Annotated in this window: 7 protein-coding genes; 1 reads left to right on the top strand and 6 read right to left on the bottom strand. The window is 51.0% G+C overall.

All coding sequences use genetic code 11. The features are described 5' to 3' along the window. Positions 1 to 217 precede the first annotated feature (217 nt). A complete protein-coding gene (locus M0415_RS01180; RefSeq protein WP_249555938.1) occupies positions 218 to 994 on the top strand; it encodes a substrate-binding periplasmic protein in 777 nt (258 codons plus the stop codon). A gap of 37 nt (positions 995 to 1,031) precedes the next feature. Here the strand turns inward: M0415_RS01180 and M0415_RS01175 are convergent, their stop codons facing one another. From M0415_RS01175 to M0415_RS01150, 6 genes are all read right to left on the bottom strand, one after another. Then, the gene (locus M0415_RS01175; protein WP_249555939.1) at positions 1,032 to 2,129 is read right to left on the bottom strand and encodes a CobW family GTP-binding protein; all 1,098 of its coding nucleotides are present in this window, start codon (positions 2,127 to 2,129) and stop codon (positions 1,032 to 1,034) included. A 123-nt stretch (positions 2,130 to 2,252) separates the two neighbouring features. Further along, positions 2,253 to 3,653 (bottom strand): DEAD/DEAH box helicase, encoded by a 1,401-nt coding sequence (locus M0415_RS01170; RefSeq protein ID WP_249555940.1) that lies wholly within the window; start codon positions 3,651 to 3,653, stop codon positions 2,253 to 2,255. A 229-nt stretch (positions 3,654 to 3,882) separates the two neighbouring features. Further along, positions 3,883 to 6,912 (bottom strand): EAL domain-containing protein, encoded by a 3,030-nt coding sequence (locus M0415_RS01165; RefSeq protein WP_249555941.1) that lies wholly within the window; start codon positions 6,910 to 6,912, stop codon positions 3,883 to 3,885. A gap of 109 nt (positions 6,913 to 7,021) precedes the next feature. After that, positions 7,022 to 8,611 carry a glycogen synthase gene (locus M0415_RS01160; RefSeq protein ID WP_249556614.1) on the bottom strand — a complete coding sequence of 530 codons (1,590 nt, stop codon included), beginning with the start codon at positions 8,609 to 8,611 and terminating at the stop codon, positions 7,022 to 7,024. A 67-nt stretch (positions 8,612 to 8,678) separates the two neighbouring features. After that, entirely contained in the window at positions 8,679 to 9,941 is a 1,263-nt protein-coding gene (gene glgC, locus M0415_RS01155; protein WP_011717793.1) for a glucose-1-phosphate adenylyltransferase, read from the bottom strand. A 118-nt stretch (positions 9,942 to 10,059) separates the two neighbouring features. Beyond that, on the bottom strand, positions 10,060 to 12,573 hold the full coding sequence (locus tag M0415_RS01150; protein ID WP_249555942.1) for a glycogen/starch/alpha-glucan phosphorylase: 2,514 nt from the start codon (positions 12,571 to 12,573) through the stop codon (positions 10,060 to 10,062).

Genomic DNA, 12,573 nt, shown 5'->3' with positions numbered 1-12,573 from the left:
AGGTATAGCCAGATTAAAAGGCTCGTAAAATACTAATAAATTGATTCGCTTATCTTCCATTTAAAGAAACACTCTTATTCTGTAATGTCGCTTTGCAAACTGCAAATAAGCATAAAAATCGGTGTACAATTTGCCAGTATTGAGGAAAAAGAACATTTACCTAATAACTACCTCAAAATTGAACTAAATTCCTATAGTAGTCATAAAGGAACCGTCAATGGCATTTAATAGAGTGCTTATCGCTTACAGCCTTTTTATCCTCTCAAGCCTGTGCCCGCCCGCACAGGCAGAGGAGCTGCTTGCCGTCGGTACCTCGTTTAGCCAGATTTTTGAACAGAATGCCAAGGGCGAATACAGCGGTTTAGGTGTGGACATTCTGAATCGCTTTGCCGAACAGAAAAAAGTGACGATTCACTATCAAATTGCGCCTTGGCGCCGCGCCCAATCTATGGTCGAGCGAGGGCAAGCGGATATTCTGATTGGCCCCTACATTTCCGAGGCTCGGCAGAAAGTTTTAGCCTTTTCCTCCCTCGCCTTTTACCGCGATGACATTGTCTTTTACGCCAGAACCAACAATCCCACACCTTGGGATGGTAACTACGCCGGTATCCGTGGATTAAGAATTGGTAAGATGCAGGGCTGGAATTACGGCTATCTGTTTAACGAGCGCACTAAGTCGCTCACAGTCAATGAATTTGCCGATCTTAAGAGTGGCATTGAACGTTTATCCCGTGGCGATCTCGACCTGCTTGCCAGCAATGTGCGTAACACTCAAGCCTTACTGGCACAAATCAAGATCCCACAGGCTATCGCGCCACTTTCGCCCGCGATTGATACTCAAGATGGCTTTATGGCATTTCCAAAATACGCACAATTTCAACCGCTTCTGGATAGTTTCGATCTGTTTTTGCAGGATATGGTGCAAAGCGGTGAATTAGCGAACCTCGCAAAGGCAAGAGGCGTGTCTATCCCAGATACTATGCTGACCGAGTAACACGACTCCCAACTTCAGATTAACTGGCTCACTTAGCCTAGCGCGCTAAGCAACCCAATAAACCTTGCTCAATCTCATCCCAATTGAGCGCTTGGGTCGCAATCACTTCTAAGCGCGAATCTAGGCTATCATCCAGCTCAGTCACCGCCATATCGCCATCACTCCAATTGATCCCAGCAATACCATCGCTGGTGATCATCACCGCTTTTAACCGCAAAAGTGCAGAATGGCCTTGAGTCTGTGCCGAGATAAACTGCATGAGTTTATCAAAATCAAACTCTTGCATTGGCTCAATAACCCAGCCGCAGCTAAAACAGCCTTCGCCCTGATTGTGTTTACGCACTAGGCCGCGTGCATCGAATTGGAATATTTGCTCGCTCGCGCCCTCGGCAAAAACGCCCTGTGCTCCTAAGCTGTCGCCACTATTACGCAAAAGACTTGAGGATGTTGTCACGGGTCGAAAAGCGGCGAGTTTGCCATTCGAGGCTTTTTGACGCCGTGGCTGTTTAAGGCAGTCAAGCAAAGTTGCGGACAATCCCTGTGACGTATTATGTTCAATCACGCGAGTATCACTCAGCTGTAACTCATTCAGATATTGACTTAAGTCGTCCGCCAAGCGCCCGCCCTCAGCCGCTTCAAACTCGGGGTATAAATCGGTTTTCGTGGTGACTATTACATCGGCGACGTGCAACTGCTGGATAAAATTGTCGTGCCCACGGTAGCGCTCATCCCGTAATTTGCGGGCATCGATAAGACAGAGAGTGCTCTGCAAGCTGATAACATTGTGATAATGGGGCGCACTGAGCACTTTAATAATTTCATTGGGATGCCCAAGCCCCGTCGGCTCAATCAGCAATCTGTCGGGCTTAGCCCGGGCGATCAGTTGATTAATGGCCACTTGAGTCGGTACACCTGCGGCGCAGCACATGCAGCCCCCCGCCACCTCACGAATTTGCACGCCGTTGTCGCTAGCATCCATCAACCCGGCATCAATCCCCACTTCGCCAAACTCATTCACTAATACCGCCCAAGTTTCGCCTTCGGGTTTGGTTTTAAGGAGCTGTTTAATCAGGCTAGTTTTACCGACGCCTAAAAAACCTGTGATGATATTGGTGGGAATGGCTTTGACTATCATGGACGGCACTCTCATGGCAACGAACAGAATTGAGGGCACTCGAGTGTAGGGATTATCCCGTAAAAGCTCAACAAAAAGCGCGCCAATGGCGCGCTGATAAATGGATAAGTGGAAGCTGAGGGATTATTTACCCTTTGGAGTATTCGGCTTATTTTTTGCGTATTTACCTTCACGGGCTGGCGATTTACGCGCCCGTGCTTGGCTTTCGCTCGATTGGCCAAATCCGGCGTTGCCGCCAAAGCCCCCCTTGCCTCGCGCGCCGTTGCCTTTCGAGCCATTAGCTTTAGTGCCATTACCGCCCGCCCCTTTAGCCCCAGTATTTCGACTGCTCTTGTAATTCCACTTAGCAGTCTTAGTGGTGGCCGTCGGCGCCTCACGGTAACGGGCAGGCAACGGTGTGCCTTCCTCGTAACCGGGCTGTACCGTCACTGGCAGGGTTTGGCCAATCAAGGCCTCAATCTCGGCCAGCATCTCATCATCGGCTGGAGACACAAATGATATCGCGCGCCCCGAGAGTCCCGCACGGCCGGTGCGGCCAATACGGTGCACATAGTCTTCCGCAAGGAATGGCAATTCGAGGTTAATCACTAAGGGCAACGCTTGAATATCTAAGCCGCGCGCCGCCACATCGGTCGCCACCAGCACCCGCAGTTTGCCCGCTTTAAAATCATCGAGCACGCGATTACGCGCGCCTTGGGTTTTATCGCCGTGGAACACGCCTGCGCTGATCCCATCGAGGGTGAGTTCCTGTAATAGATGTTCGGCGCATTCCTTGGTGCTGGCAAATACCAGCACCTGACGCCAATTGTTGCGCCCGACAAGCTCAGACAATAATTCGGCCTTGCGGCGTTTATCGACTCGATAAACTAGCTGCTCAACCGTGGATGCCGTGGTATTTTCGGCCACATTCACCCACTCGGGTTGATTAAGCATCTTATGGGAAAGCTGCTTTACCGCATCACTGTAGGTGGCTGAAAACAACATAGTTTGATGCTCAGTGGCAATAAGGCGTTTTACCTTTTCAATGTCACGCACAAAGCCTAAATCGAGCATGCGGTCCGCTTCGTCGATCACTAAGGTGGTCACACTCGAGAGATCTAAATGGAACTGGCCAATAATGTCGAATAGTCGCCCCGGCGTCGCCACCAGAATATCGACGCCCTGCTCCACCCCTTTACGCTGCGGATTCATGTTCGCGCCGCCATAAACGGCTAAGGTTTTCAGGGGTAAAAACTGACTGTATTTCTGAATGTTAGCGCAAACTTGAATCGCCAGCTCCCGGGTCGGCGTCATCACCAATGCCCTAAGCAGAGGCTTATCATTTGGCTGCTTTGACAGTTGCTCAAGTACGGGTAAGGCAAAGGATGCGGTTTTACCCGTGCCCGTTTGGGCGCAGGCCATAATATCTTTTCCTTCGAGCGCGAGGGGGATCACCTGCTGCTGCACTTGCGTGAGCTGCTGATAGCCACACTCAGCTATCGCATTCAAAATAGGGGAAGATAAGCCGAGTGTGTCAAATTTCATAAAAGCTCTTTTTGTTAGTGCGAAGTGTGAATGCAAAACCGCTGAGTGCAGCTTGGTTCCATAAAGTGCGGCGTCGTTAGTGGCTTTATCAACCGCTACACGAATCAACTGCTATTCGAATCAGCCGCCATATAGCCCTTTACGGGGCCGCGGAGTCTAGCAAAATTTGCGGCGCATTTATAGGCAAAAGATAACCATAAGTGCAGGATAATAGTTACTCTGTTACCAACTAAGCCTCTTTAACCAAATACTTACTCGCAAACTCTGTGGCGCTCACGGGTTTAGAGAATAAGTAACCTTGGCCATAATCACAGCCCGCAGTAAGCAAGACTTGGCGCTGCGCCTCGGTTTCGACCCCTTCGGCGATGACTTTCATCCCCAACTTATGGGCCATTACGATAATGGCCTCGCACAGGGTTTGGTCGCTTTCATCGGTGTCGATATTGCGGGTAAAGGATTGATCGATTTTTAGGTAATCTATATCGAACTTCTTCAAATACGCCAAGGACGAATAACCTGTGCCAAAATCGTCTAGGGAAACTTGCACGCCCGCATCCCGATAGGCCAAGAGTTTTTCGGTGACGCCCATACTGGCATCGAGGAGTAACCCTTCGGTAATTTCGACGCACACGCCCGTGCCGGTGACGTCTAATTTCTGCAGTAATTCGAGCCAATTGTGCAGCAGTGTGCCCTCATCGCGGAACTGAATGGGTGACTTGTTAACGCTGATCTGGATATCGACTCCAAAGGTTTTACGCCACAGGGCACTTTGCCGCGCCGCCTGCTCAAAGACCCAGTTGCCAATCTCGACAATCAGCCCAGTATCTTCGGCAACCGGAATAAATTCCGCAGGGGAAACATAACCCCGCTCCGGATGGAACCAACGCAATAGCGCTTCGGCCTTAAGCACTTCGCCCGTGGTCATGGTCACTATGGGTTGATAGTGCAGTTCAAATTCTTTGCTCACCACTGCCTGGCGTAAATCTTGGATTAACCGCATCCGATACTTGGCGTATTCCTGCATCGAAGGAGTGAAATAGTTGAAACGATTGCGGCCCTGATCTTTCGCCGCATACATAGCCTGATCCGCATGTTTGAGCAGACCTTCGATGCTAGTCGCATCATCGGGATAAAGAGTGATGCCAATACTGGCGCTGATATAGGCCGTTTCTTCCCCCAGCACATAGGGCTCGGCAATGCGACGTAAAATATGTTCGGCAACCCGCTCTATCCCCTTGTGATCCACCATCGAACTGAGCACCACAGTAAACTCATCCCCGCCGAGGCGCGCCACCACATCGGCATCCCGCACGCAGGATTTTAAGCGACTGGCGGTTTCAATCAGCAATAGATCCCCCATCGCATGGCCTAGGGTGTCGTTCACTTCTTTAAAATAATCCAGATCGAGGAACATCAAGGCAAAATGATTGCGATTGCGGTCGGCACTCTTGATCTCGGCGCCTAAATATTCGAGCAACATGCGCCGATTCGGCAAGCCCGTTAGCGTGTCGTAGTTGGCCTGTTTCCAGATCAAATGCTCGCTCTGCTTTTTATCCGTGATATCAGAAAACAGCGCCACACGCCGATAAGGTTGGCCATCTTTATCTTTGATGGTGTTGATGGTGAGCCAAATGACGTACTCTTCATTGTTCTTACGTCGCTGGCGCATCTCCCCCTGCCACTCGCCCTTCTCGCGAATTTCATTATTCATCTCGGTATAAAAGCCATGACCGTTGAGATCGCAATAAAGTAGGCGAATATGCTGACCACGAATTTCTGACTCGCTATAACCCGTGATCGCTGTAAATGCGGCGTTGACAGTGATGATGACCCCCGTCTCATCGAGCACACTCATGGCCTCGGAGCTGTTGTCATAGACCAGCGCCGACAGCTTTAGGGATTCTTCAATAAGCTTGGCCTCGGTGATATCGGTATAGGTACCGCACATTCTTAAGGCGTTGTTATTGGCATCGCGGCTCACCACTTTGCCCGTATCTAAAATCCAGCGGATATCGCGGTTAAGGGTTTTTAAGCGATATTCCATTTTATGTTGCGGCGTTTCCCCGCGAATATGGGCCTCGATGGAGTGCAGCACCTTGGGCCTGTCCTCGGCGACAATCGAGTCCATCCATTGGCGACTATTGGCGTTAAGCATATCAATATCGCAACCTAAAATATCGGCACTGCGGGCGTTACGCTCGATATGGTCATTACGGATATCCCAGTCCCAAACGCCCAGATCGCTACTGCTTAACACCAGCTCGAGTTGCTCACGACTGGCGAGCACTTCCCTATCGGCGAGAGTCTGGGCGGTGACATCCAAATAACCCGCAATCACCAATAACACTTGATGATTAGCGCGCTTACAGGCGACCGTCATATGGGTATATACAATCGAATTATCTTTGGCGATAAAACGTTTATCCATTTCATAGTTATCGATTTTACCCGCCAGCATCAGCTCAAACTTGACTACGTCCGCCTCGACATCATCAGGATGAGTGAGCTGTTTCCAGGTCATATGCAACAGCTCATCCTCTGAGTATTTCAGCATTTGGCACAGCCTTGGGTTCACCTTGATCCACTTTTGATCGACGCCGGTAATGGCAATCCCGATGTTGCCGACGTTAAATTGGCTGCGGAACAGGAAATCATCCTGCAAACGGATCTGCTCGTCACGCTCGAGCTCAAAACGGCGGGAGAGTAAACGGCTCAGTAACCAAGTCGCGAGGGGATAAATGGTTAGCACGGGTAACATGATTTTTTGCAGCACGGGAATGGCAACCTTGTCCGGCAGCAAAAAGAACCACAACAACATGACGATATGCACGACGAAGGCAAAGCTGAAGATTTCTCTGCCCGAGATATTGGCAAGGTAAGATTTACGTTGCTGGCGCCATATCACCCCAATCAAGCCTGAGGAAATAATCACCCCTAAGCCGACCCACATGGCAGCGCCACCAATGCTGATCCGATAAATAGCCGTCATCACAACGGCGATGGCGGTGGGCAAACCGCCAAAAAACAGGCCGGTGACACATAGGAGCACAGAGCGGGTATCGAAGATAATGCCGGGTTCGTACATCCATGGGGTACTCATAATCGTGACGCCAATGCCACCTATGAGTAATCCGATCCCCAGCCGCCACAGCAAAAAATACTGCCGCTGATGCTTTTTAGGAATCGCATCGTACAAAAACACCAAGGCGAGCAATAACGCCGCATTTTGTACTAAGGGTAAGAAAATGCTTTTATCCATGGATGTGGAAGCAACTCCAAAAATGAGGGAACGGATTATCTTACGAAAACTCTCCCTCACAAGTGTAGCAGAATTGCTTACAAATCATGGTCTAATTACAAGGGATAACTCACAAAATGTTGTAGAGTTGTTTCTTGTATTCGAGGGCTATGCTATGCCAATCAAAGCGCCGCGCTTTTGCATTACGCTTGAATTGCATCCAATCAACAGCGCCAAATGTCTCCAATGCGTCGCCAAGCTTTGTCAGTAACGCCTCACCCTGCGCCTTGATATCGTCGCCATAAAACACAAAGCCATCGACATTGTCCTCGACCGTATCCCGCAATCCGCCAACCCCATGCACTAGGCAAGGCTGACCACTACGCATGGCAAGCATTTGGCTAATACCACAGGGTTCGAAGGAGCTTGGCATCAGGAACAAATCACCCAGTTGATAAAGACACTGTGAGAGTTCCTCATGGTATCCCTGCAGAAACACAAAATGGGCATACTTAGCCGCAAGAGTTTGAAAAAACTGCCCTATCTCAGGGTCGCCACTGCCCAGTAACACAAACAGAGCCTTAGGCTGCGTTTGCGGCAACTGTTGCAATAACGTCTCCAATACCGATAAGCCAGAAGGTAAAATATGCCGCAGGATCAACACTTTTTGATCGGTCAGCCTGCCAACAGAGGTCAACAGAAAGTCCGGGAATTCCCCCGCAGAGGCTTGGCGCCACAGGGCTTGTAGCCGCGTAAAAGCAATCATATCGACGCCACTCACCTGACTTCGTCCGCCCTGCCACTGCACTAAGGCCGACTCGATGCAACTCAGTAACGCCTTAAACTCAGTTAATCCCATACGTTCGAGGGAGGTTTGGGCCAAGGTTTCAGGGTATTCGCAACCGTTTAAAATACCAAGCACTCGCCCCTGCTCGGCTTTGCGTTGTAAATCTGCCTCCAAGCCTTCACCACCGAAGAAACCCAACTCGGGACGGGAGGGAAGCAATACCTCCTTGGCGTAGGTCGGTGACACGAGATGCACCTTATCCGCCAGCGTTATCCCCATCCGCATCGGATTAATGCAATGGGGATAGCGGGGATCGATAATCTGGGCGCGTTGGCCCTCATCTAACTGAGCGAATAAGTAAGGGAACCAAGCCGCAAAGCTTGAGGTATCATGGCTCAGCGGCCTTATCCCCTGCAGCGCAAGGTTATGAATCGAAAACACACATTCTATGCTTTGCAATGCTTGATACTCAGGCGCCAGCGCCCGCAGCATGGCTAAACATCCCGTGTGCCAGTCGTGCAGATGTAAAAGCTCTGGCATAGGCACAAGCCCTGCCACCAAGGCTTTGGCTACGCTTGCACACAAAAGCGCAAACTTAGTCGCATCATCGGCAAAGGGGCGGTCGCTCGAGCCTTGGCTATAAATCTGCCCGGGGCTCGATTGCCACAGCCCATGCTCGAGCAAGTAAATATTGGCGCCCGGCACCTTAGGCTGCGCCAGCCAATACAACTTAATCGGCTCCTGTCGCCCAGCAAAACTCACCTCAAACTCATGGATAAGTTTGGCCCCAAGGCCCGTTAAAAATCCGTAGCTTGGCATAATTATATCGGCTTGGATCCCAACACTCGCGAGGGCTTGGGGCAAGTCACGGATCACATCCGCCATACCGCCCACTTTCGCCCCTTTCAGCGCCCCATTTTCCGCTGCAACCATTAATATGCGTTTCACCTAACTTCATACTCCAACAGGGTTAATATTCAAACACATTATCGGCTTGGCCTTACTCATAGCCCACGGGCAGCCCTAGCATATCGCGGGTGACTAAGGTGATGCCTTTCTCGGACACCCTAAAGCCTTTTGCCCTGTCATGGTCGTGGTTATAACCGATCACTGTGCCTTCGGGGATGATGCAGCCCCTGTCGATGATGGCGTTTTTAATCTTACAGTGGCGCAGCACCACCACATCGGGCAGCACCACTGAATCCTCAACCACTGAGTAGGAACAAACCCGCACCTCATTAAACAATACGCTGCGGCGCACGGTCGCGCCCGAGATAATACAGCCGCCGGAAATAATCGAATCCACCGCCATACCGCGTCTATCGTCATCGTCGAACACAAACTTAGCGGGCGGCAATTGCTCCTGATAGGTCCAAATCGGCCATTTGGCATCGTAGAGATTTAAGGCGGGCGTTGGCGATAACAATTCCATATTGGCCTGCCAAAAGGAATCTAAGGTGCCCACATCGCGCCAATAGGCTTGTTCATTGGGGAAGGCACTCTTAAAGGGGTAGGCAAACACTTTATGTTTTTCGATGATCGAGGGAATAATGTCTTTGCCAAAATCCCGATCGGAATTGGCGTTTTGCGCATCTTTCTTCAACTGTTCGAACAAAAACTCGGTGTTAAACACATAGTTACCCATCGAGGCGAGGCACTTCTCGGGATTGCCTGGGGAGTGTTTAGGATGCTTGGGTTTTTCTTCAAAACCTAGGATGCGCATCTCGTCATCAACCTCCATCACCCCAAATGCACCCGCCGCCTCGGCCACAGGCACCTCGAGGCAGGAGACTGTCATATCGGCGCCGGATTCGGCATGGGCGGCCAATAAGCCAGCGTAATCCATGCGATAGACATGGTCACCCGACAGCACCATCACGTACTTGGGCAGCTCATGGCGGATGATGTCGATATTTTGAAATACTGCGTCAGCCGTGCCCTGATACCAATTCTCAGAGTAACGTTGTGAGGCGGGCAGGATCTCCACCGACTCACCTAATTCCTTTTTAAAGTGACCCCAACCGCGCATCACGTGGCGAATTAACGAGTGCGACTTATATTGGGTCACCACCCCAACGCGGCGGATCCCCGAGTTGATGCAATTCGACAGCGGAAAATCGATGATCCTAAACTTACCCCCGAAATACAGCGCGGGTTTAGCGCGCCAGTCGGTGAGTTCATGTAAACGCGAGCCTCGGCCACCAGCCAGAATCAATGCATAGGTTTCACGAGTTAAATTACTGATATAACGTACATTAGACATAGGCTCTACTCCCCAAATAGCACATCAGTGCCGATTGCTTCACAACCACTCTTCCCAGCCGCCCTAAGGCCGCAGGATTGCATACCACAGCGCATTCCCTTGCTCATTAATCTCTCCGTTACAGTTTCCAAATATCATCTCGATAGCCAGCAATCGTCACATCACTGGAGAAGCGACCACTGGCCGCCGTGTTGCGAATACTCATTTGCGTCCACTTTTTCGGATCTTTATAGGCCTTCGCCACCGCTTCTTGGGCTAGGCGATAACTGTCGAAATCTGCCGCCGTCATCCACTGATCATCCGCGCTTTCAATCGAGGCGATAATGGGATCGAAAATCCCCGGTTCCAGCAGGTTAAAATGGCCGCTCTTAAGTAAGGCCATGACTTCGGATAAGGCGTGGGACTCGGCGATAATCCGTTGCGGTTGGTAATCGCAGCGCATTTGGGTCACTTGCTCGGCGTTGAGGCCAAAGAGGAAAAAGTTATCCTCGCCCACCTCTTCGAGCATCTCGATATTGGCGCCATCTAAGGTGCCTATGGTGAGTGCGCCGTTCATCATGAACTTCATATTGCCCGTGCCAGAGGCCTCCTTACCCGCGGTGGAGATTTGTTCGGAGACATCGGTTCCGGGGCAGATTTTTTCCATGGCACTGACGTTGTAATTGGGCAGAAAAGCAAAACGTAGATACGGCGCCACCACAGGATCGCAATTGACCATATGGGCAACATTACTGGCGAGTTTGATGATGAGTTTCGCCATAAAGTAACCTGGCGCAGCTTTACCGCCAATCAGCACACAGCGTGGCACTAGGTGCTCCGTGTGCCCCTGCTGGATTTGATGGTAGAGATGGATCACATGCAGAATATTAAGGAGCTGACGCTTGTACTCGTGGATCCGCTTAACCTGCACATCAAACAGCATCGCAGGGTCAAACTCGACGCCACATTCCTTGGCGATCATCTTGGCGAGTTGCACCTTGTTGGCTTGTTTCACCTCACGCCACTTTTGAATAAAGCTGGCGTCTTGGGTTAAGGCATTGAGCGCCGTCAGTTGGCTTAAATCCGTCACCCAACCCTTGCCTAAATGGCTGGTTAACAGTTTGGCGAGCGCGGGATTGCAGTGGGCTAACCAACGTCTTGGGGTTACGCCATTGGTGCGATTGTTAAATTTCTCCGGCCACAGGCTATAGAAATCCTTAAACAGGCCCGACTTTAATAACTGGGTATGCAGCGCCGCCACACCGTTTACCGAAAAGCTCGCCACTATGGCTAAGTACGCCATGCGCACGTGGGGATCGGGGCCATCTTGAATGATCGACATGCTGGCCAGTTTAGCGCCATCCCCCGGCCAATGATGGGCAACTAAATCTAGGTATCTGGCGTTGATTTCATAGATGATGTCTAAAATTCGCGGCAGCATCAACGCCATCATACGCACGGGCCAGCGCTCTAACGCCTCGGGCAACAATGTGTGATTGGTATAGGCCATAGTGTGGCTGGTAATCGCCCACGCAGCGTCCCATTCGAGGCCATATTCATCCACCAGCAGCCGCATTAATTCGGGGACGGCAATACTCGGGTGAGTGTCATTCAGTTGGATCACATTTTTCGCGGCAAACTCACTGAAGTCATGGCCGTGGTGATGCACCCAACGCTTCAAAATCGCCTGCAGGCTGGCGGAGGACAAAAAGTACTGCTGACGCAGCCGCAGCTCCTTACCGTTCTCGCTGGCATCATTGGGGTACAGCACCATAGTGATCTGCTCAGCGAGGTTCTTGCACGCCACAGCTTCTGTGTAATCCCCTTGGTTAAACTCTGCTAAATCAAAGTCATCCGTCGCTTCGGCCTTCCAGAGTCTAAGGCTATTCACCCGGCCATTGCGATAACCGGGCACGGGCATGTCATAGGCCACGGCGAGCACATCTTGGGTATCGACCCAAATCATGTGCCTGCGCCCTTGTTTATCCACATAGGATTCGGTGTGACCAAAGAATTTTACCGTCACATTATGGTGCGGAACACGCACCTCCCACGGGTTGCCCTCACGCAGCCAACGGTCTGGACGCTCTACCTGATAGCCATCGACAATCTTCTGGGCGAACATGCCGTATTCGTAACGAATGCCATAACCCGTGACGGATAAATCCATGCTGGCGCAGCTATCGAGAAAACAGGCGGCGAGCCGCCCAAGGCCACCATTACCTAATCCTGCGTCATGTTCGGCCTCTTCAAGCTCTTCGAGAGACACGGAATATTGACTAAGCGCCTCGCGGCTATCTTGCTCTAAATCTAGATTTAACAAGGCATTACCTAATGCCCTGCCCATCAGAAACTCAAGCGATAAATAAGCTACTTGCTTGTTGTCATAGCAGCTATCTTTGATGCGCGTCTCACGCCACTCATCTAACATTTGCTCTTTAACGCTGAGTGCCAACGCTTGAAATAACTCACCGTGAGCCACTTCGCCGCGGCTTAAACCGTAACGCACATGGCGATTAAAGGTCGCGGGCAGGGCATCACAGGGCTCGCAGGGTTCGAGTGTCGCTTTTGGCTTACTCGGCGCGGCCTTAGTGGCACGTTTTTTGGAGGGAACGCCGCTGGTATTTGGGCTCAGCTCACTGTTATGACTCAT

Origin of the sequence: Shewanella sp. 10B (assembly GCF_023475885.1) — a bacterium.
GTDB lineage: Bacteria > Pseudomonadota > Gammaproteobacteria > Enterobacterales > Shewanellaceae > Shewanella > Shewanella mangrovisoli.
This window is presented reverse-complemented; position numbering and strand designations above follow the sequence as displayed.